This window comes from Neorhizobium alkalisoli (assembly GCF_002968635.1).
In the GTDB taxonomy this organism is placed as follows: Bacteria; Pseudomonadota; Alphaproteobacteria; order Rhizobiales; family Rhizobiaceae; genus Neorhizobium; species Neorhizobium alkalisoli.
Genome location: NZ_PVBN01000001.1, coordinates 855411 through 876388, shown reverse-complemented (window position 1 = coordinate 876388; position 20978 = coordinate 855411). Strand labels below are relative to the sequence as shown.

General features: G+C 60.1%; 23 protein-coding genes and 1 tRNA gene. 17 read left to right on the top strand and 7 right to left on the bottom strand.

Annotated features, from left to right (window positions below; all coding sequences use genetic code 11):
* Nucleotides 1–154: 154 nt before the first annotated feature.
* Nucleotides 155–2254, top strand: coding sequence for a lytic transglycosylase domain-containing protein (locus C5L13_RS04395; protein WP_105381985.1), 2100 nt, complete (start codon nt 155–157; stop codon nt 2252–2254).
* A gap of 189 nt (nt 2255–2443) precedes the next feature.
* Here C5L13_RS04395 and C5L13_RS04390 read toward each other — a convergent pair whose 3' ends face one another.
* From C5L13_RS04390 to C5L13_RS04370, 5 genes are all read right to left on the bottom strand, one after another.
* Nucleotides 2444–3496: a porin gene (locus C5L13_RS04390; protein WP_105381984.1), complete on the bottom strand. Its 1053-nt coding sequence runs from the start codon at nt 3494–3496 to the stop codon at nt 2444–2446.
* A gap of 175 nt (nt 3497–3671) precedes the next feature.
* Nucleotides 3672–4781 carry a porin gene (locus C5L13_RS04385; protein ID WP_105381983.1) on the bottom strand — a complete coding sequence of 370 codons (1110 nt, stop codon included), beginning with the start codon at nt 4779–4781 and terminating at the stop codon, nt 3672–3674.
* 420 nt (nt 4782–5201) lie between these two features.
* A tRNA-Ser gene (locus C5L13_RS04380) sits at nt 5202–5292 on the bottom strand.
* 169 nt (nt 5293–5461) lie between these two features.
* Nucleotides 5462–6262: an aldolase/citrate lyase family protein gene (locus C5L13_RS04375; protein ID WP_105381982.1), complete on the bottom strand. Its 801-nt coding sequence runs from the start codon at nt 6260–6262 to the stop codon at nt 5462–5464.
* Nucleotides 6263–6272: 10 nt separating this feature from the next.
* Nucleotides 6273–7490 (bottom strand): NAD(P)/FAD-dependent oxidoreductase, encoded by a 1218-nt coding sequence (locus C5L13_RS04370; protein WP_105381981.1) that lies wholly within the window; start codon nt 7488–7490, stop codon nt 6273–6275.
* Nucleotides 7491–7768: 278 nt separating this feature from the next.
* Between C5L13_RS04370 and C5L13_RS04365 the strand changes: the two genes are divergently transcribed.
* The 3 genes from C5L13_RS04365 to C5L13_RS04350 all read left to right on the top strand — a co-directional run bounded on the left by C5L13_RS04365 (nt 7769) and on the right by C5L13_RS04350 (nt 10505).
* Nucleotides 7769–8122, top strand: a complete 354-nt coding sequence (locus C5L13_RS04365) for a PilZ domain-containing protein (RefSeq protein ID WP_105382084.1) — start codon at nt 7769–7771, stop codon at nt 8120–8122.
* 334 nt (nt 8123–8456) lie between these two features.
* The gene (locus C5L13_RS04355; protein WP_105381979.1) at nt 8457–9317 is read left to right on the top strand and encodes a LysR family transcriptional regulator; all 861 of its coding nucleotides are present in this window, start codon (nt 8457–8459) and stop codon (nt 9315–9317) included.
* A 78-nt stretch (nt 9318–9395) separates the two neighbouring features.
* A complete protein-coding gene (locus tag C5L13_RS04350; protein ID WP_105381978.1) occupies nt 9396–10505 on the top strand; it encodes a pyridoxal phosphate-dependent aminotransferase in 1110 nt (369 codons plus the stop codon).
* A gap of 231 nt (nt 10506–10736) precedes the next feature.
* On the opposite strand, the gene C5L13_RS04345 is transcribed toward C5L13_RS04350, so the two are convergent.
* Complete coding sequence (locus C5L13_RS04345; protein WP_105381977.1) at nt 10737–11003, bottom strand: sel1 repeat family protein; 267 nt, start codon at nt 11001–11003, stop codon at nt 10737–10739.
* Nucleotides 11004–11496: 493 nt separating this feature from the next.
* Here C5L13_RS04345 and C5L13_RS04340 point away from each other — a divergent pair, with 493 nt between their 5' ends.
* From C5L13_RS04340 to C5L13_RS04295, 11 genes are all read left to right on the top strand, one after another.
* Nucleotides 11497–11838, top strand: coding sequence for a DUF2147 domain-containing protein (locus C5L13_RS04340; protein ID WP_105381976.1), 342 nt, complete (start codon nt 11497–11499; stop codon nt 11836–11838).
* A 548-nt stretch (nt 11839–12386) separates the two neighbouring features.
* Nucleotides 12387–12608: a hypothetical protein gene (locus C5L13_RS04335; protein ID WP_105381975.1), complete on the top strand. Its 222-nt coding sequence runs from the start codon at nt 12387–12389 to the stop codon at nt 12606–12608.
* 81 nt (nt 12609–12689) lie between these two features.
* On the top strand, nt 12690–12914 hold the full coding sequence (locus C5L13_RS04330) for a hypothetical protein (protein WP_105381974.1): 225 nt from the start codon (nt 12690–12692) through the stop codon (nt 12912–12914).
* An 85-nt stretch (nt 12915–12999) separates the two neighbouring features.
* Nucleotides 13000–13245 (top strand): hypothetical protein, encoded by a 246-nt coding sequence (locus C5L13_RS04325; protein WP_105381973.1) that lies wholly within the window; start codon nt 13000–13002, stop codon nt 13243–13245.
* Between the two features lie 85 nt (nt 13246–13330).
* The gene (locus C5L13_RS04320; RefSeq protein WP_105381972.1) at nt 13331–13594 is read left to right on the top strand and encodes a hypothetical protein; all 264 of its coding nucleotides are present in this window, start codon (nt 13331–13333) and stop codon (nt 13592–13594) included.
* An 87-nt stretch (nt 13595–13681) separates the two neighbouring features.
* Nucleotides 13682–13948 (top strand): DUF680 domain-containing protein, encoded by a 267-nt coding sequence (locus tag C5L13_RS04315; RefSeq protein WP_105381971.1) that lies wholly within the window; start codon nt 13682–13684, stop codon nt 13946–13948.
* Between the two features lie 457 nt (nt 13949–14405).
* Nucleotides 14406–14690, top strand: coding sequence for a hypothetical protein (locus C5L13_RS04310; protein ID WP_105381970.1), 285 nt, complete (start codon nt 14406–14408; stop codon nt 14688–14690).
* 242 nt (nt 14691–14932) lie between these two features.
* A complete protein-coding gene (locus C5L13_RS28640) occupies nt 14933–15103 on the top strand; it encodes a hypothetical protein (protein ID WP_158693383.1) in 171 nt (56 codons plus the stop codon).
* 73 nt (nt 15104–15176) lie between these two features.
* Nucleotides 15177–16679, top strand: coding sequence for an AMP nucleosidase (gene amn / locus C5L13_RS04305; protein WP_105381969.1), 1503 nt, complete (start codon nt 15177–15179; stop codon nt 16677–16679).
* 66 nt (nt 16680–16745) lie between these two features.
* The gene (locus C5L13_RS04300) at nt 16746–17030 is read left to right on the top strand and encodes a BrnT family toxin (protein ID WP_105382083.1); all 285 of its coding nucleotides are present in this window, start codon (nt 16746–16748) and stop codon (nt 17028–17030) included.
* Nucleotides 17006–17323: a BrnA antitoxin family protein gene (locus C5L13_RS04295; protein WP_105381968.1), complete on the top strand. Its 318-nt coding sequence runs from the start codon at nt 17006–17008 to the stop codon at nt 17321–17323. Before C5L13_RS04300 ends, C5L13_RS04295 begins: the two co-directional genes overlap by 25 nt.
* An 8-nt stretch (nt 17324–17331) precedes the next feature.
* On the opposite strand, the gene C5L13_RS04290 is transcribed toward C5L13_RS04295, so the two are convergent.
* The gene (locus tag C5L13_RS04290; RefSeq protein WP_105381967.1) at nt 17332–18297 is read right to left on the bottom strand and encodes a lysylphosphatidylglycerol synthase transmembrane domain-containing protein; all 966 of its coding nucleotides are present in this window, start codon (nt 18295–18297) and stop codon (nt 17332–17334) included.
* A 100-nt stretch (nt 18298–18397) separates the two neighbouring features.
* On the opposite strand from C5L13_RS04290, the gene C5L13_RS04285 reads away from it, so the two are divergent.
* Both C5L13_RS04285 and C5L13_RS04280 read left to right on the top strand, forming a co-directional pair.
* Nucleotides 18398–19417 carry a glycosyltransferase family 2 protein gene (locus tag C5L13_RS04285; RefSeq protein WP_105381966.1) on the top strand — a complete coding sequence of 340 codons (1020 nt, stop codon included), beginning with the start codon at nt 18398–18400 and terminating at the stop codon, nt 19415–19417.
* On the top strand, nt 19392–20912 hold the full coding sequence (locus tag C5L13_RS04280) for an ArnT family glycosyltransferase (RefSeq protein WP_105381965.1): 1521 nt from the start codon (nt 19392–19394) through the stop codon (nt 20910–20912). The genes C5L13_RS04285 and C5L13_RS04280 overlap by 26 nt, the downstream gene beginning before the upstream one ends.
* The last annotated feature ends 66 nt before the right edge of the window (nt 20913–20978 follow it).

Genomic DNA, 20978 nt, shown 5'->3' with positions numbered 1-20978 from the left:
CATAAAGCGGCGGGAAAGCGGCGACAAGCGCGAGCAGACGGGATTTCACGCGGAATCTCATATAAGAAATCGCGCATTTTCATGAATATGGTAAGGTTTCGTTAATCTGCTCGGCGGCTAATAGGGGTTAGACATCTTTATCGCGAGTTACCGGATGAACAAGTCCGTTCTGACCGTTGCCACCCTGGGCGCCGTTCTGGGGCTTGGTGGCGCGGGCATGCCCAGCTTTGCCGCATCGCTTCCCGAAAATGTCGCGCCGCTGTCATTCGTGAAGCCCGAGAACCCGGCGGCCGTTCCAGTTCCGGCTGCCATGCCGACGCCCGACATCACCGGTGCCATCCCGCGCAGCGATCTCCGCACGGGCCGCCTGCAGCCGGCCACCCTGCTCAAGCAAGGCCTGGACGCGCTGGCGGACAACGATATGGCAACGGCGCTCGCGGTCCGGAACGGCCTTTCAGAGAGTGCCCTCGACCGGCATATCCTGACCTGGGCGATCGCCACCTCGGGCGCGCCAGGCGTTCCCTCGCACGAAATTGCCGCCGCGCAACGGGAACTCAAGGACTGGCCCGGGCTGAAGGGCCTGCGTGCCCATTCCGAACGCGCCCTCTACAGGGAAAACCCGCCGGCAAGCGCCGTGCTCGCCGCATTCGGCTCGACCCGGCCGGAAACGATGGAAGGCGCGATCATTCTGGCACGGGCACTCGCAGCGACCGGCAGGACGAACGAGGCGGCGCGCGCGCTTCGGCAGATCTGGGTCACGGAGCCGCTCGACAAGCCGATCGAAGACAAGATCATCGCCGAGTTTCCAACGCTGCTTTCATCCGCCGACCACAAGGCGCGGATGGATCATCTGATGTACAAGGGGCGGGCCGCACAGGCGAAGCGCTTCAGCGAGCTCGCCAAGGCGCAGTCCCTCTACGCCGCCTGGTCCGCCGTCGTCAGCAATGCCAAGAATGCCGGCGCGCTGCTGGCCGCCGTCGAAGGAACGTGGAAGGACGATGCCGCATATCTTTTCGCCCGCGTCGAATATCTGCGGCGTCAGGACAAATACCGCGAGGCGGCCGAGCTTCTGGAAAAAGCGCCGCGCGACGCAGCGAAACTCGTCGATACCACGGAATGGTGGAACGAGCGACGCATCGTTGCCCGCGGGCTTGCCGATCAGGGCGATTTCAAGCTGGCCTACAAGCTCGTCGCGAACTATGTCGCCACGTCCCCCACCGATGTCGTCGACGCGGAGTTTCATGCAGGCTGGTACGCGCTGCGAGCGCTTGGCGACCCGGCAGCGGCGGAGCCCCATTTCCGCAAGATCCTCAACGCATCGAACCGACCGCTCTCCGCTTCGCGGGCCTGGTATTGGCTGGGACGCGCGGCCGAACAGGGCGCCGCCGGCAGCGCCCAGGAATTCTTCACAAAGGCGGCTCATTATTCCGGGACATTCTACGGACAACTCGCAGCAGCCCGGCTCGACATCAAGACGCTCAATGTCGCCTATCCGCAGCCGACCGCGGCCAACCGCGAAAGCTTTGAAAACCGCGAGGCGGTCAAGGCTATCGCCCGGCTCGAAGCCGCTGGCCACGACAAGCGCGCCGTAGCCCTTTACCGCGCGCTTGCCGAAGAGCTGACGAGCCCCGGAGAACTCGCCATGCTTTCGGCCCGGGCGGAAGCAAAGGACAATCACGCCCTTTCCCTGCAGATCGGCAAGACCGCTTTCGGTCGCGGCATCGACGTGGCCGCGCTCGCCTATCCGATCGGCGTCATCCCTACCGCGGCCAATATCGAAGGCTCCGGGAAGGCACTCGCTTATTCCATCGCGCGTCAAGAAAGCGCTTTCAATCCGGCGGCCGTCTCGCCTGCCAATGCCCGCGGCCTGCTGCAGATCCTTCCGGGCACCGCCCAAGGCGTCGCCAAACGCCACGGGCTGACCTACGCCGCCGCAAAGCTCACCACCGATCCAGGCTACAATGCAACGCTCGGCGCCCACTATCTCGGCGAGCAGATCGACGCCTTCGGCGGCTCCTATATCCTGACCTTCATCGCTTATAACGCAGGCCCGAAGCGGGTGCCGGAATGGATCGCCCGCTACGGAGATCCACGCGGCAAATCCATCGATGAGGTGGTGGACTGGATCGAGCGCATCCCCTTCCCTGAAACGCGCAACTATGTGCAGCGGGTGATGGAGAATTACCAGGTATACAAAACCCGCCTCGGCCAGAAGGCCGACATCAACACGGACCTGCGGTTCGGCCGGCGGTAGAAGTTCCGCGCTTGAGCGGATGCTTCAGCTCATGGATTGCATGATATGGCGGTCGTATGGCGTTCAGTTCAGAGGCCCGGAGGGCGCCGGTATCCTCGGGCCGCCTCCATTTAGATCACGAAGCTCTAGCATGAAACGAAAAAGCCCGGCGCAATGGCCGGGCTTTCGAACCTGATCCGAGAAATCGGATTAGAAGTTGCGCTGCAGGCGAACGATACCCTGAACGCTGTCGTCGTCATCGCCGACTTCAATATAGTTTACAGCAATCTTGGCATTGAGGTCTTTGACGATCTCGTAGTTGACGGTTACGCCGGCACCCCAGGCGTCGTCACCGAAGAATTCGCCATCGGCATCAACTTCCGTGTTCCAGATGTACTGGGCTTCCGGAATGATTTCCAGCTTGTCGGTTGCCTTGAAGGAGTAAGCAACAGCTACAGTTGCTTCACCCGAGCTGTAGTAGGCGTTTTCGCCGGACGAGTAGATGCCGGAGAGGTAGAAGGTGCCCGGACCAACATCGACGGAGCCGATGCCACGGACAGCGCCTTCTTCAGCACCGAAATCCCAAGAACCGAGAACTTCAAGCTTTGCCGGGCCGAGAGCGGCCTGAACCACAGCTTCTACGCCGACTTCCTGACCGCCAGCCGAGACAAGGGCACCACCAGCGCCAAACACATCTGCGCGCGAAAGCTCGTCAACCTGAATACCAGCCGTGAAGGTATCACCGGTGTAGATGTAAGCGATCGAGTTCAGGCGAGCAGAACCGAGATCATCGAGTTCACCCGGCAGATCGTTTGCATCCCACCAGTTCCAGTAACGACCGACCTTGAAGCCGCCGAGCTGGATGTAGGCTTCGTTGATATGGACGTCGTTCGAATTGTCTGTCCAAGCGGTATCATCGCCGTAGTTCCAGCGGACGGAAGCAACGGACGTCAGCGTTCCGAGTTCGGTATCGCTCTTTGCGGTGAAGTCGAGCTGAACGCGCCCATAGGCGTCCCAATCGTCCGTACCAACGCCGGCATCATATGCATCTTCGCCGAAGCCGACTTCAAAACGGACATAACCACCGATCTTGAGGCAGGTTTCGGTACCCGGGATGTAGAAGTAGCCGGTGCCGAAAGCGTCGCAAACGCGCACGTATTCCATGGGTTCCGGCTCTGCCGCAACAATCGCGTCTGCGGCCTGGGCGCCGGATACAGCAGCCAAAGCCGCTGCAGAACCGAATAGAAGGCTCTTAATGTTCATTTTTTGACCTCCAGTCAAACTTCCAAATGCAATCAAGTCTGGCCGCACGCAACCAAACAGCTTTAGGCCGAAAAATGGCCTCTTTCCCCGGCTTAGCTCCCCAGATGGAGGCCTGAAGGCCACCACTATTTATAAAAAAGACTCCCCCGAACGGATCGAGGGAGTCTTCTTGTTATTAGAACGTACGGTCGAGACGTACGAAACCGCGCCAGTATTCGGTGACGGCGTTTTCGTTGTAGTCTACAGAGGTCTTGGCGGTGAAGCCTTCGACGATCTTGTAGTCAACCGTCAGACCAGCGCGCCATGCGTCATCGCCGCCCCAATCGCCGTCAGCGTCAACCTCAGTGTTCCAGACGTAGGTAGCGCCGGGGGTAAGGGTCAGCTTGTCGGTGACCTTGAAGGCGTACGATGCCGCCAGAGCCCATTCACCCTGATCGTAGTAAGCGTTGGTGAACTGCGAACCATATTCCCAATCTTCACCGAGGCCTGACGACCACACGACAGCAGCCTGGAGCGTACCCGGACCAACAGCAGCCGAGGCGAGAGCGCGGATAGCGCCTTCTTCGGCACCGAAGTCATATGCACCAAGGAGGTCGAAGGCTACAGCGCCGAACTTAGCCGAAACAATAGCTTCAACGCCGACTTCCTGACCGCCGCTCAGAGCGGGGAGAGCGAGAGCCGGAATAGCAGCGGCATCGCTACGCGAAAGCTCATCAACCTGAACACCAGCAGAGAAGGTGTCGCCGGTGTAGAAGTAACCGAGCGAGTTCATGCGAGTGGTATTGCCGTGAGCGATAGCGTCCTGCTCGCCGTTCAAACCCTTATCCCAAGGGTTGTAGAAACGACCAACCTTGAAGCCGCCGAGCTGGATGTAGGCTTCATTGATGTGAACGTCGTTGCTGTTGTCGGTCCAGGCATTGTTGTTGCCGTAGTTCCAACGGAGCGAAGCAAGAGAAGTCAGCGTACCAAGTTCGGTATCAGACTTTGCAGTTACGTCGAGCTGAACGCGGCCGGTCGCATCCCAATAATCGTCATCACCAGCAACCGGATAAACGCCGGCGCCGGAAGACGTCTGGCCGAGCTGCATTTCAAAACGGACATAACCGCCGATCTTGAGGCAGGTTTCGGTGCCCGGGATGTAGAAATAGCCGGTGCCGAATGCGTCGCAAACGCGGACGTATTCCATCGGCTCCGGTTCTGCAGCTACGATGGCGTCAGCAGCCTGAGCGCCGGATACTGCTGCGAGGGCAGCAGCGGAGCCGAGAAGAAGGCTCTTGATGTTCATGTTTGACCTCCAGTCAAAAGTTTCGTGTGGGTCTGGGTTCTTTTTGCTGAAGGACAGCGTTCCCTGCCCCATCCCCGTCGATTACCAGAAGAAGGACGATCCACCGCCTCGCTTCCGAATGTGAAAATACAAGAGGAAGATGACCATGCAATCCGGAACTGCTGCCGGACGGGGTTCCAACACCTGCTTCCGTAAAGTCTGTTGCTGAAAGGACACAAAGCCGCCGCCAGCCTGCCGCAAATTTTACGCTTCATTAAGAAAGAGCTTATCAGGCAGGCACTTAGCGCGCCCGAAAACGCCGAGGCAAGAATCGAGTCGCCACACTACGGACACGCTCATCGATGAGTCGCGGTGGTCGTAGAGCAATCAAGTTATGGAACGTAACGGAAAGGATATTTCCCAGAGCGCTGGGCTTGGAAATGGCGGAGAAGATGGGATTCGAACCCACGATACGTTTTTGACGTATACTCCCTTAGCAGGGGAGCGCCTTCGACCACTCGGCCACCTCTCCGTCGCCGGTCTAACTATGTCGAAGCCCCCATGAATGCAAGGCTTTTGTGATACCGGGCCAAAGTTTTACACGAGCGGCTTGCATCACCGCCGTTGCGGCATTGTCGAACGGCCAGCAGCCTGAAACAGGGTGCCAGGAGATTCGGGCCACTTCCGCTTTCCCAGGTTCTTCAGTAGCCGGAAGTCTGTTTTGCCGCGCCTACACCGCGTCCGTAGCGGCCAGCGAGTGTTCGCAGCGCGGCTGAAAACTCGGTTACATCCGCGCCGACCGCCACGAATGTGGCACCGAGATCGAGATAGCGGCGATTGAATGATTCGCTGAACGTGAGAATGCCTGCAGCCTTGCCGGCCTTCACGATTTGCCGAATCGCCGCCTCGATCACGTCCTGCACTTCCGGCGCCTCCATGCGGCCCAGATATCCCATGTCGGCGGAAAGATCGGCCGGACCGATGAAAACGCCGTCGACGCCGTCGACAGCCAGGATATTTTCGAGATCGCGGATGGCCGTCATGGTTTCGGCCTGCACGATGAGGCAAATCTCATCGGCTGCCGTCTCGGCGTAGTCGGGAATCGTATTGAACTCGGATGCGCGGCCCACCGCGGCGCCGACGCCGCGAATGCCGTGCGGCGGGTATCGCACGGCCCGCACCAGCTGCCTGGCCTGCTCCGCCGAATCGACCATCGGCACCAGAAGCGTGCGCGCACCGATGTCCAAGAGCTGCTTGATCATCCAGGTTTCGCCGACCGGCGGACGCACGACCACTTCCGACTGGGAGGAAGAAAGAGCCTGCAACTGCGCCATGATGCTGCGCAGGTCGTTCGGTCCATGCTCGCCGTCGATCACCAGCCAGTCGAAGCCGGCCTTGCCGGCAATTTCGGCCATCAGCGGCTCGCCCGTGTTGAGCCAGAGGCCGATCTGCTGGCGTCCGGACTTCAGGGCCGCCTTGAAGCGATTCGTCGGAGCAGGCATGGCAGGTCCTTCAGGCGAGCATCTGCTTGAGATCGGCGGCGGGATCGGCGAGAATCGCTTTTACGGGTTCGATCCCGGCTTCCAGCAGCTTCTTGCCGGTTACATAGGCCTTGGCATCGTTGATCGCGTCTACGGCGATGAACCGTCCCTCGCGGAAATACCAGACGGAGAGACTGCCCTCCCGCGAACCCGGTCGCACCAACGTCTCGTCATACCCCATATTGAAGCCCGCGATCTGCAGCTTCACGTCATATTGGTCGGACCAGAACCACGGTTTTGCGTCATAGGGCACATTGCCTCCCGCCATGACGGCGGCCGCGGCTTCCGCCTGGTCGACCGCGTTCTGTACCGATTCGAGACGGATCCGCTTGCCCTTCCAGGGCAGCATGGCGCAATCGCCCATGGCGAAAATCGACGGATCGGAGGTTCGGGCGAACTCGTCGACGATGATGCCGTTGCCGACATCGAGGCCGCAATCCTGCGCCAGCTGATCGTTCGGCGCGACGCCGATGCCGACGATGACGAAGTCCACCTCGATCGTGCTGCCATCGGAGAGTTCGGCTGCGCGCACCTTGCCGTTTTCGCCTACGAGACGATGGAGCCCGGTGTTTTCGCGGATGACGGCCCCGTGCGCCTGATGGATGACGCGCATCACGTCGGCCGTTTCCTTCGCCGCGACGCGCTGGAGGATGCGATCGGCCATTTCGATTAGGGTCACTTCGAGGCCGAGATGACGGGCGACCGCCGCCGCCTCCAGGCCGATATAACCCCCGCCTATAATAAGGAGCCGGCGACCCGGCCGCATCTCACCCGCCAGAAGATCGGCGTCGCGTTTGTCGCGTACCGTATAGACGCCATCGAGATCGCCGCCGACGCTGGCGGGCAGCGTGCGGGGCGTCGAGCCGGTCGTCAGTGCGAGCGTGTCATAATCGAGCAGCGCGCCATCCTGCGTGCGTACGCGCTTTGCCTTGCGGTCGATCTCCTCGACATAGGTGGACAACAGAAGCTCGACATTGTTTTCCGGATACCAGTTCTGCGGCCGGAAGGTGAGCCTTTCGAAATCCATCTCGCCCAGCAGGTATTTCTTCGAAAGCGGCGGGCGCTGGTAGGGAATCACGTTTTCCAGGCCGATAATCGTGATCGGCCGTTCATCCTTCAAGGCGCGAAGCTTCGCCGCAAGCGCGAAACCCGCCTGCCCTGCGCCGACAATTACCAACCTGCCCGTCACGCTTCACTCCCACGCCGCTCATGCTCTAGCTGCAATAGCAGCATCGATCCGATCGCAAGGGGTATCGCCGCGACACCAAACCGTCAACAACGCGACATCGGCAATTACCCGCTTTCGCTTATCGAGTGCTCACTCCACCAGGAAAAGACGCCTTCGGGCAGCTTCAGCGTCCGATTCCGGCGCGATTTCGGAAGATCGCTCGAATTTAATCTTTCTGTTTCAGAATGTGTCAGCGAAGGAGGAATATTGTCATGTCAGGAGTGAAGAAGGAGGGTCTCATGCCCTTTGTGATGGACCGGGACAAAAAACCAAAAGATTCTCGCGAACAGGCTTTCGAAAAGTTTCCGATCGACCGGCCCGGCAAGATCGTGCTCGTCGGCCGTCACTTGAGCACGAAGAAGAGCATCCGTTGCTTGATCCGCAGCATCTCGCTTTACGGTGCCGAGCTGGAGATCAGCCCGCATCTGGCGGTGCCGAACAATTTCTTTCTCGAAATCATCGGCATCCACGACGATATCGGGTGCACCGTCATACGACGGGAAGAAGAAAAGGTAACCGTCGGCTTCAACATGCTGATCGATGCCGAATTCCTGCACCACGTCGTGCGGCTGAGCTTCGAGACAAGCCACTGACCCCTAAATAGTCCGGCGACCGGCGGACATTGCCCTCCCCTTTCCATCCAGTGCCGGACGTCCGCGGCGAAAGAAGCGGCACGGCCCACAGGAACCCGCGCCATTCACCGCCTTCCAAAGGATCGGCCAGCGGATGCTGCCGGCGCCTGTCACTCTCGTGCTTCAGTCGATTCCAGAGCGTCACCCAGTTGAGAAGCATGGCGGTCTCTCCATCTATAATGTGGTGACACCGAGCTAATGACTTGCCGCACTTGCTTGTAGACGCGCCAACGAAAGCCGCATTTCACCCGTGAACGATGGGAAGATCGCCGGTGACGCCATAGGGTGCCTTATAATGACGGATGCGGACTGGGACGATCTGAAGCTTTTTCTTCATGTGGCGACCGAAGGCGGGCTCAGCGGCGCCGCGAGCCGAACCGGGATCAGCGCGCCGACGATCGGGCGACGGATGCTGGCGCTCGAACGGACCACCGGCCGAACGCTTTTCGTGCGCAGCCGGCAGGGCTACCGGCTGGCGCCGGACGGGGAGACGCTGCTCGAACATGTGCGCGCCATGCAGAAAACCGCCGACAGCATCGCGGACTGGAGAGGCCAGGCTTTCGCCATGCCGATCGTTTCGATCGGCGCGGATGCCTGGCTTGCGGGCTTTGTGGCAGACCATACACCGGAGATCAGAGGCAGGGAGGATTGTTTCCGGCTCTGCTGCAAGTCGCTCCACAAAGGCATGGATTTCACCTATCGCGATGCGGATGTGGGGATCGTCGGATATCGCCCGGAATCCGGCAATATCGCGATCCGCCGGTCGGTCGCTGTCAGCCATGCGGTCTATAAAGAACGTACGCTTGCCGGAGAGCCCAACCTGCCCTGGGTGTCTCTCGGCACCGAAAGCTCGCACGCACCAGCCGACAAATGGGTCTTCCAGCATCACGAGGCCGGGATTCGCACCTGGACCAGTTCACCGGAACTCCTGCTTCGCCTCATCGCAAGCGGCAACGGCCGCGGCGTTCTCCCATGTTTCGTCGGCGATTCGGCCCCTGCCCTCGTGCGGGAGGGCGATATCATCGCCGAACTCACCTATACGATATGGATCGTCGCCCATGACGACGACCGGCATCGGGCAGAAATCCGCCAGGTGATCGAGAGGCTCGGCGCGCTTTTCAGACGGGAGGAGAAAAGTTTTCGCGGCGAGAGATGACAATCGGGTCACGGCAGGCTTGCGCCTTACCGATTCGCTCCTATTGTGTGCCGGTTTCAGAAAACCGGAACTCAGTTCATGCCCGCATTCCCACGTTTTACACCGCTGATCAGCGCGTTGCCCGCCACTGTTCCTTTTGTCGGGCCGGAAGCCATCGAGCGCAATCGCGGCCTGGCCGTCAAGGCCCGCATCGGCGCCAATGAAAACGGTTTCGGTCCGGCGCCTTCAGTCGTCGAGGCGATGTGCGCAGCGGCCGGCGAGACGTGGAAATACGCGGATCCGGAGAATTTTACGCTGAAGCAGGCGCTCGCGGCGCATCTCGGCTGCAACGCGGACAATCTAGCGATCGGAGAAGGTATCGACAGCCTTCTCGGGCTTATCGTCCGCCTGGTGATCGAGCCCGGCATGCCGGTCGTTACCTCCTTCGGCGCCTATCCCACCTTCAACTTCCACGTGGCGGGCCATGGCGGCAGGCTGGTGACGGTTCCTTATGTCAACGACCGCGAAAATCTCGACGGGCTGATGGACGCCGTCCGCCGCGAAAACGCGCCGCTCGTCTATTTCGCCAATCCCGACAATCCGATGGGAAGCTGGTGGGATGCGGACAGCATCGTGGCATTTGCAAAGGCGCTGCCCGAAACCTGCCTGATGATCCTCGACGAGGCCTATTGCGAAACCGGACCGGCCGACGCAATGCCGGCACTCCAGGATTTGATCGACCGGCCCAATATCATCCGCACGCGAACCTTCTCCAAAGCCTACGGCATGGCCGGCGCTCGGGTGGGCTACGCGATCTCCACGCCCGGCACCGCGCAGGCGTTCGACAAGATCCGCAACCATTTCGGCATGAACCGTGTCGCCGTCAGCGGCGCGATCGCGGCTCTCAAGGACCAGAATTATCTGGGAGACGTGATCGGGAGGATAAAGGCGTCGCGCGAACAGATCGCCCGTATTGCCGAGACGAACGGACTGAAGCCTCTGGCGTCGGCTACGAATTTCGTGGCTATCGACTGCGGTCGCGACGGCGCCCATGCCCGCGCCATTGTCGACGGGCTGATGGAGCACGGCGTCTTCATCCGCATGCCGGGCGTCGCGCCGCTCAATCGCTGCATCCGCATCAGTACCGGACCCCACTCGGACATGCTGCTTCTTGAAGAAGCGCTGCCGAAGGTGCTGCGGAGCCTCTGAGTATCCCGCCCACGCGCGCGTTTCTATGGAGTCGGGCGGAGGTTGCTCGACACCAGCCCATAGAAAAAGACCGCGCCAGCCTTGTTTCTGCCGGTCGCGGTCTCGATTTTCGAACTTCGGCTCCCTGTCAGGACCGAATGTCCCCATCCCCTCTTCATTATTCTCCCGCCGGCCCTCTCGCGGGGCCGGTCTGGTCTTCATGTAATCTTCACTGAGCCGCGCCGCCGGCGTTCAGTGCATCGTCATCCATTCGCGGGCGGCGCGAAGGGCTTCGGCAAGCTGCATTTTGCTCATGGTCTGCGCAAGATCGGCACGCAGTTCGGCGGCGCGCTCTGATCCCTTGATCGCAGCAATGTTGAGCCATTTGTGAGCGGAAACGAGATCGACCTCGCAACCACGGCCGGTCGCATACATGAGGCCCATTTCGCAAAAAGTGTCGGCGCGGGTTTCGCCACCCATGGTGGCCATTCCGGAATTGTACATTTCAAAGCGTGCCATCGGTTTGATCCCTGTTAAAACTGTCGTTCTTCTGCCCTGTTTTCCATCCGGATCACCGTCTTGAAGCGGCTCTTTTCGATCCTTCCGGCCGGCGGTTTGTCCCGCTCGTCTTGTTGAGCCCACTATCCCGCAAACCTTCCAAGAGACGGCTAAAAAGCATGCTTAACTTGCGGAAAACAAAGTTCAAATAGTTGGTAAACTTGGCTTTTTGTTAAACATCAGATGCCTTGCATTTTAAGGATTTCGCGGCGATTTTTACGAAACGTTCAGAAATGGATTTAAACCGGGCAGTAACTACGAATTCCATTCAGGCTTGGCCTGCGCCCGAAAAACCTTGCCGCAAATTCTCAAAAAATCGCCTCGGGCGGGAGAAGCTATTTACCTTTACGTGCGCGTAAGCTAGCTTTTTGCAGCTTGCGCAGAGGAGCGCGGCGTCGAGGAGCGTTGTCGCAGGGCCGGAAGAGGCCCGACCGGCAGAGAAGGAGGAGAATTCATGAATTTTGGAAAACTGGTGCTCGCCACCGCATTTGCACTTGCCGCCACGGCTGCCCACGCTGCCGAACCGATCGAAGGCAACTGGAAGACGGCAAGCGGCGAGACGGCGGTGATCGGTAAATGCGGTGGCGCCTTCTGCGTCACATTGAAAACCGGCAAGCATGCGGGCAAGCAAATCGGCCGGCTTTCCGGTCAGGATGGCGAATACAGCGGCCAGATCACCGATCCCGCCGAAGACAAGACCTATAGCGGCTCCGGCTCAGTCTCCGGCAATTCACTCAAGATGAAGGGCTGCGTTCTCAAAATCCTCTGCAAGTCGCAAACCTGGACGCGCCTTTGAAAGCTGAGCATCGATAATTTCGGAATGGTCGTCGCGGCAATCGCGGCGACCATTTGTGTTTCGGAATGCAAGGGCTGCCTATATTTTTTCGCTGCGCCGCATCATTGAAAGGTACGGTGATCACCAAAATGGCATCCAATTTCCGGGCCAAAATCGATAACCAACTCATAGTCACAGTTTTGTGAAACGCTTAAGTAAGCGCAAAGCCCCCTCTTTCGCCACAGAAAAGCCACGATTGAAAATTTTTTGCACGCAGTAGATGCAATTCCTAAAACTTTATTTATGTCTCTGATTTTGCTCTCCAAAATCATTAACATTCTGTAATTAAATCGATTAATCACGGAAGATCAATCCAACCCCTGCGCCAGATACTCTCTATGCGCGCATTTCGCAGATGCGAAATTCCATCGTCAACATTTCATTGACAGTAGTATCCCAAATGAGGGTCTTCCGGATCGAACCGATCGGTCCGATATGAACATCGCAAACAGAAATTCGCTCGGCTCCAGCCAAGGCCCGGACCGAGAATAGATGTAGAGGACAAAACAATGAAGACCATCACTTCCGCTTTCGCCGCAGCCCTCATCGCTTCGGCTTCCTTCGCAAGCGTCGCTCTCGCTGAAGGCGACTATTACGAAGGCGCTACCAAGGCCGCTTCCGTCGATCATATCCAGACCGGCAGCATTGCCCGCGACGGCCAGCAGACCAAGGAAGTTCCGGCCGCCGTCAACGCCGGCGACTACTACGACGGCGCAAACCGCCCGAACTAAACGCAGCTCATTCAAGATACCGAACAAGCCCGCGGCCAGGTCGCAAACTACGCCAAGGGCAACTCTGAAGGGACCAAGACAATGACCAAGATCACTTCCGCTTTCGCCGCAGCCCTTATCGCTTCGGCTTCCTTCGCAAGCGTCGCTCTTGCTGAAGGCGACTATTACGAAGGCGCCACCAAGGCCGCTTCCGTCGATCATGTCCAGACCGGCAGCATTGCCCGGGACGGCCAGCAGTCCGGCAAGGAAACTCCGGCCGCCTTCGAAGCCGGCGACTACTACGACGGCGCAAACCGCCAGAACTAATCACAGCTTATTTCAAGATACCGAAACCAAGCCCGCGGCCAGGTCGCAAACATTACGCCAAGGGCACTCTGAAAGGATAAAGACAATGACCAAGATCACTTCCGCTTTCGCCGCAGCCCTCATCGCTTCGGCTTCCTTCGCAAGTGTCGCTCTCGCTGAAGGCAACTACTACGAAGGCGTCACGCCTCCGTCCGCTGGCCAGCAGCACAGCAGCCAGTCCGGCAGCTATGGCTACACCGGGTCGATCTCCCGCGCCAATGCCGTCCAGAGCGATGCCGCACAGGCCGTCGACAGCGGCGACTACTACGCTGGCGCCAACCGCCCGAACTAAACGCAGCTTATTTCAAGATACCGACAACCAGCCCGCGGCCAGGTCGCAAACTTTACGCCAAGGGCAACTCTGAAGGACCAAGACAATGACCAAGATCACTTCCGCTATCGCCGCAGCCCTTATCGCTTCGGCTTCTTTCGCAAGCGTCGCTCTCGCTGAAGGCAACTACTACGAAGGCGTCACACCGCCTTCCGCTGGCCAGCAGCATCCGGCAGCTCACCGCGGGCAGAACTCCGCCCACTACGGCTACACCGGCTCGATCTCCCGCGCCCAGGACGTAAGCCATTCCGACCTCGGACCGGCAATCAACAGCGGCGACTACTATGCCGGCGTAAACCGCCCGAACTAAACGCAGATCATTTTGAAATACCGACATTAAGCCCGCCGGCCAGGTCGCAAACTTTGCGCCACGGGCAACTCTGAAAGGACTTATACAATGACCAAGATCACTTCCGCTTTCGCCGCAGCCCTCATCGCTTCGGTTTCCTTCGCTGGTGCAGCTCTTGCCGAAGGCGACTTCTATCAGGGCACGCAGAAGGGCGCTCCGGCGGCTTCTGCTTCGGTCGACACCACCAGGACGGGCAGCATCCAGGCCAACCGCAATGAAGGCCAGCTGCTGTTCAGCAACGGCGGCAGCCGCGACAACCGCGGTAGCGACCTCAACAGCGGTGACTACTATGAAGGCGTGAACCGCCCGAACTAACCTTCGGTGCTGACCAAGAACGATCGCCGCGCAGATTACAGGCTCAGGATCACAGAGCGCGGGATCAAAAAAGAATGGCATGAAAACCGAAATACCAGCCGCCGAGGCGGCTGGTATTCGCAGTTCATTCAAGACACCGAGTGGAAAGACGGGTCGCAATCGTCCTTCCGGGTGTAGCGACGGCCAGACTCTGAAACCGGCCATCCTCTTCAAGATTAAGTGAAGATTTCCGACGAATCAATCACACGAATACTCTTCGTCGTGAGATTTTTGGACTTAGCCGCCGCCACGGCGGGATAAGCGTCTTCTGATTGCACTCGCTTCGCGCCACCACCCGCCTTTTTCTCAAACTCACTCACATTTTGGTTGGAACGATTCCCTCCCTGAAAAGATTTGTACCTTCGACGCAGCGATTTTAGATATCGCCCGTCGAATAGAGAGAGGAAAGGACAGGAAAATGAAAACCTATCTGACTTCCGGTATTGCCGCCCTTATCGTTTCGGCCGGCTTTGCAGGTGCCGCAGCCGCACAGGACATGTATTCCAATCCTGAAGGCCTGCCGCAGTCGCCCCCGACCATCCAGCAGTCCCGCGGCCAGGACGTTGATACAATGTCGACCGGCAGCATCGTCCGTTACGGCACCAGCCCATCCTGGAACGGCAGCACCTCCGGCAACGCCGATCTCGACGGCGGTCAGGACGAAGGTGATTATTACGACGGCGCATACCGCCCTCATAATTAAGCATTTGCTTCAAGGCACCGCATCTCGCGCTGGTCGCAGGCAATGTGCGAGACGCCAACCGATAGAAGAAAGCCGGCTTCCACGCCGGCTTTCTTCATGTTGGCAGCAATGATTCTCAACCATCCGACACCGGCCATTCGTCTTTCGCTGTCCCCATCCTGAACCGGAGATGAATCTGGCTCTCAGGCCATGTTCAGTGCGCTGCCTTCATTCTGCCGCCATTGGGACCGGGAGAAAAAATCATGGCCGTTCTTGCACGCCGACTGACCATCATCACGCTGATCATGACAATCTTCGCGCTCGCTTTCGTGGCGCTCATCGAGCAGCCCGCACGGCGGGAACTGCGCGTCCATCTCGGGACGAATGCACCCTGCTATCACCCGGCGACGCCGGGTTGCGTCGCATCGTTATAGCGGCTCCGGCAGGCAGCGACGCGAAACGGTGAGCCGTCGTTTGATTGTCAGAAAGTTCCCACTATAATAGCGCATGAACACACGAATCTTCTCACTCTCCCCCCTCCCCTTCATCAGCCCCAGCGCCGTCGAGCCGCAGGTCTTCGACAATCCGGTCGAAGCCGTGGATGCATTGACCGCGCTTTACGAACGCAACACGCAGTTCCTGATCGATGCCTTCGGCAGCCTCGCGAAGGGGGCGCCGATCACCGGCCGCTACCGCGCCTGCTATCCGCAGGTCAGCATCGAAACGGCCTCGTTCGGCCATGCCGATTCCCGCCTTTCCTACGGGCATGTGGCCGCGCCGGGCATCTATACGACGACGATTACCCGGCCCAAACTCTTCCGGCACTACCTGAAGGAACAGCTCGGGCTGCTGATGCGCAACCATAGCGTCCCGATAACCGTGTCTGAATCGGCAACGCCTATCCCGCTGCATTTCGCCTTCGGAGAGGGCGCGCATGTGGAAGCCTCGGCGACAAGCTCGCTTGCGGACCTTTCTCTGCGCGACCTGTTCGACACGCCGGACCTCAACAACACCGACGACCTGATTGCCAACGGGGAATACGAAGCCTCGCCGGGTGAACCCGCCCCGCTTGCACCGTTCACGGCACAGCGTATCGACTATTCGCTGGCGCGCCTCAGCCACTACACCGCGACCAGCGCCGATCACTTCCAGAATTTCGTGCTTTTCACGAACTATCAATTCTACATCGACGAGTTCGCGGCCTGGGCGCGCGAACTGATGGCCAAGGGCGGCGAAGGCTACACGGCCTTCGTGGAACCCGGCAATATCATGACCCCGGCAGGCAGCGCCAAACCGGACACGCCCGGCACGATCCGGATGCCGCAGATGCCGGCCTATCACCTGAAGAAGAAAGGGCATGCCGGGATTACGCTCGTCAACATCGGCGTCGGCCCGTCGAACGCCAAGACGATCACCGACCACATCGCCGTGCTCCGCCCGCATGCGTGGCTGATGGTCGGCCATTGCGCAGGTCTTCGAAACAGCCAGCGGCTCGGCGACTACGTGCTTGCCCATGCCTATGTGCGCGAGGACCACGTACTTGACGACGACCTGCCCGTCTGGGTGCCGATCCCGGCGCTCGCCGAAGTGCAGCAGGCGCTGGAAAGCGCGGTCGAGGAAGTCACCGGCTACCAGGGTTTCGAACTGAAACGCATCATGCGCACCGGCACCGTTGCGACGATCGACAACCGGAACTGGGAATTGCGCGACCAGCGCGGCCCGGTCAAACGGCTGTCGCAATCCCGCGCGATCGCCCTCGACATGGAATCGGCAACGATCGCTGCAAACGGCTTCCGCTTCCGGGTGCCTTACGGGACGCTGCTGTGCGTTTCCGACCGGCCGCTGCATGGCGAGCTGAAACTGCCGGGCATGGCGACGGCCTTCTATCGCACGCAGGTCAGCCAGCATCTGCAGATCGGCATCCGCGCGGTGCAGAAACTCGCCGCCATGCCCATCGAGACGCTGCACTCGCGCAAGCTCAGGAGCTTCTACGAGACCGCGTTCCAGTGACCCTTGGCTGACTTGATTTGTCCGGTTTTTGTCTTGATTCATCTTTAAATGTAGCTACATTATATGATGAAAATTGTATGGGATGAACCTAAGCGGCTGGCCAATCTCGAAAAGCATGGTTTGGACTTTGCCGATGTTGGTGAGTTCGATTGGGCGAGTGCCATCATAGAAGACAGCAAACCGGATATTGCAGGCAGACGACGCCTCAAGGCGATCGGCTACTTCCGCGATGGCAGAGCGGCAGTCATCTTCGCGCTGTTGGGAACAGAGGCGGTATCGATCATCAGTTTCCGGCCTGCGGATGACAAGGAGCGGGAGAAACTTCCATGGCTACGAAACCCCGAAACGTAAAGACGTTTGAGTCCCGTCGCGATTATACAAAAGAGGATTGGGACGCTGTCGACTTTCCGGAAATGACTGACGAGGAACTGGCAAAAATGCGCCCCGCAAGAGAGGTGCTGCCGCCCGAATTCTTCGAGGCAATGGAAGAGCATCGCAAATCGCGCGGGCGCCCTTCTCTGGAACATCCGAAAAAACAGATTACCTTGCGCTTAGACGAGGAGGTCATCGCCAAATTCCGGGAAAGCGGCAAAGGCTGGCAGGGGCGGATGAATGACGCCTTGAGAAAGGCGGCGGGCCTGTAACAGCCCACTCAGTCCTGAATCCGGTTTGGCCGCGCTGCGAACAAAGAAAGCGCGGTGCCGACCAGGGATGAGACGATTACCAGCAGGTGGGTGTTGACTGCGGCCTGGCCGAGCGACAGCAGGGCTTGCCCTTCCGGATCGGCGCCGAAGGCGATGGCGCCGGCGGTGATCCCGGCCGGATAGGTGCCGACACCGGCCGGCGCATGAACCGGCAGCACGGAGGAAAGCTCGCCGCCGAGCGCACCACCGAAACCGGCCGCGACCGTCAGGCCGCCGAGCAGGCTCAGCACCCAGGCAAGCACGGCAATCTTGGTGAACCAGTTGACGAGCGTCGCGCCCCAGGCGCGGGCAAAGGCGCCGGCATCGGACGGCAGCCCTGCCTCCACCTCGCCCAGCAGGCTCCTTGCCTTGTCCGGCACGACTTTCGCCGCCAGGCGGAAAGCGTGCCTGCGGAGCGCGAAGGCGATTGCCGGCAGGATGAGGAACGCAAGCCAGAGAGCCCAGGCCCATGGCGCGCCGATTTCCAGCGCCAGCCCCGTACCGGCCGCCGCCAGCAGTGCATGCAGATCGAAAAGCCGCATGACCAGCAGGGCAGACGTGCCCCGCGCGAGACCTAAGCCGAATTCCCGCTTCATCAACAGCGGAAAGCTCGCCTCGCCGGTGCGGAACGGCAGCATGACGTTCAGGAGATTATGGACCTGTACCAGCCGCAGGAGGGTGCCGAAATGGCCGCCGGTCTCTTTCGGAAAGTAGTCATAGATGCGCCAGGTGCGCAGCACATAGGTTCCGAGAAGAGCCGCCAACGCGACGAGCGCGGTGCTCCAGCCGGCACCGCGCCACAGCGACACGATGCTCTGCCAGCCCCAGACCCACTGGATGAAGGCGGCATAGAGGAGAATGATCGCAATTGTCCCGAGCGTCATGGCGTGGCGAATTATCCATGCGCGGCGGCTGGCAACGGGATAATTCTTCATATAGTAGGATGCCCCATGTGACGGTTTCGGGTGAACGTTTTCCGGTTTTGGCCGCCATGACGGCGCGCACTTCCGGCCCGAGGTTTAGGAGAAAGACAAGGTGCGTACAACAGCAGAGTCGGTCACCAGCCGTATCGAGACGGCCGAACCGATCCAACTGTCCCTCGTCGTGCCGCTCTTCAACGAAGAGGAAAGCGTCGGGCCGCTGATCGAGCGGATCACGGCGGCGATGGCGAACTATTCCGGGACCTGGGAACTCATTCTCGTCGACGACGGCAGCACCGATGCCACGATCGCCAATGCCCGCAGTGCGCTCAGCCGCCCCGGCCTCGACCTCAAGATCGTGGCTTTGCAGCGCAATTTCGGCCAGACCGCCGCCATGCAGGCCGGCATCAACCAGGCCGAAGGCCGGCTGATCGCCACGCTCGACGGCGATCTGCAGAACGACCCGAAGGACATCCCCGCCATGGTGGCGGAGCTGGAGCGGCGCGAACTCGATCTCCTCGTCGGCTGGCGCAAGAACCGCCAGGACGGATTGCTGCTTCGCAAGGTTCCCTCCTGGATCGCCAACCGGCTGATCGGCCGCATTACCGGCGTGCGCCTGCACGACTACGGCTGTTCCTTGAAGATCTATCGCGGCTCGGTCATCAAGCAGGTGAAGCTGATGGGCGAAATGCACCGCTTCATCCCGGCCTGGGTCGCAGGTGTCGTACCGAGCTCGCGGATCGGCGAAATGCCGGTGACGCATCACGCTCGCCAGCACGGCGTCTCCAAATACGGCATCTCCCGTACTTTCCGGGTGATCCTCGACCTGCTCTCCGTGATGTTCTTCATGCGCTTCAAGGCGCGGCCGGGACATTTCTTCGGCTCCCTCGGCCTTGGCCTCGGCGCACTGTCGGCAATCATTCTCGCCTATCTCTTCATCGACAAGTTCATCATGGGCAACGACATCGGAACCCGGCCGCTCTTCCTGATCGGCGTCATGCTGTTCCTGTCGGCCGTGCAGATGATCACTACGGGCATCGTCGCCGAGATGATTGCCCGCACCTACTACCGCGAAGACACGGCGCTCAGCTACATCGTCAGGGAAGTCTATGAGGGCGATCAGGCGCATCAGTGACGCGCTTGCCCGCCGTCCCGAACTCGTCCTCTGGCTGATCGCCGCCTATTACGTGCTGGCGATCGCCCTCCGCGTGCTGCGGTCGGAGGCGCTCGAGAGCGACGAGGCTGAACAGCTCGTCCAGTCGCAGTTCTTCCTGATGGGTTATGGTCGCCAGCCGCCTTTCTACAACTGGCTGCAATACGGCGTCATCCAGCTGACCGGCCCGTCGATTTTAGTCCTTTCGCTCGTCAAGAACCTGCTGCTCTTCCTGTGCTGCGCCGCCTACGGGCTGGCGGCGCGACTTTTGCTCAAGGACTGGCGCCTCGTCGCGGTCGCCATGCTCGGCGTGATCGCCATGCCGGCCGTCAGCGTCATGGCGCAACGCGACCTGACCCATGCGATCGCCACGCTGTTTGCCGTTGCGCTTTTCCTCCTTGCCTTCCTCAGGACGCTGATCCGTCCAAGCCTCGGCGTCTATCTCCTCACCGGCCTTGCCGTCGGCATAGGGCTGATCGCCAAATACAATTTCGTCATCGTGCCGGTGGCGGCGATCCTTGCCATTCTGCCGGAGCCGGATCTGCGCAAGCGGATCTTCGACTGGCGGATCATTCCGGCCCTCGCCGTCACTGCCGCCATATGCCTGCCGCACGGGCTCTGGCTACTCGGCAACCTGACCGAAGCGACAGACGGAACGATCAAGGCGATGCGGGAGGACGCCTCCGGCAATCCCCTGCTCGACCGGCTGTCCGGCCTCGGCACGCTGGCGGTAGCGATACTTGCCGGCACGCTGCCGGTCCTCGCATTCTTCCTGATCGCCTTCCGTAGACCGCTCATCGAGGCACGGACAGCCACAAGCCAATGGACCCGCGTCATCGGGCGCATGCTGCTTCTGTGCCTCGTCGCCGTCGGCCTGATCGGCCTCGGCTTTGGCGCGACGACCATCAGCGAGAAATGGCTGTCTCCCTTCCTCGTCCTGCTGCCGCTCTATCTCTGCCTGAAGCTCGATGCGGCCGGCGTAGACAGCAGCCGCAGCGTGGCGCGCATGCTTTTTCCCGTTGCGGCGCTCGCCCTTGGCTTCATCGGTTACATGGCGCTTGGCAACGTCATCGGTCCGCACCTCGGCCAGTACAACAAGGAGAACCTTCCTTCCGGCCCCTTCGTGCGCGAGGTGTTGGCGGAACGGGCCGGCACAAACCCTGCCTATGTCATTGCCGCCGATCCGTTTCTCGCCGCAAGCGCCCGGATCGAATTGCCGGGTGCACGCATATTGTGGCCGAGCTTCGGCCAGACGCCGCTCCTCGACGCGACGGAGAGGGGGCAGATCGGACTTATCGTCTGGCGGGCGGACGGCAATGGCATGCCGGACGGCTTGAGCGCCTATCTGCAAGCGAACGGCTTGGAAGCGGAGCGCCTGGCGCCCGCCACCAGGGCGGTGCCCTATCTCTTTTCCGGCGGGAGAGACACCGTCACCTTCGGTTTTGCCTGGACACCGGGCGGCGCAGGCACGCCCTGAACAGGCAATCGGTCCCGGAAGGCTAAGACCGAAAAATTAGTGTTGCAATTCCCCGCTAGGCTGCGG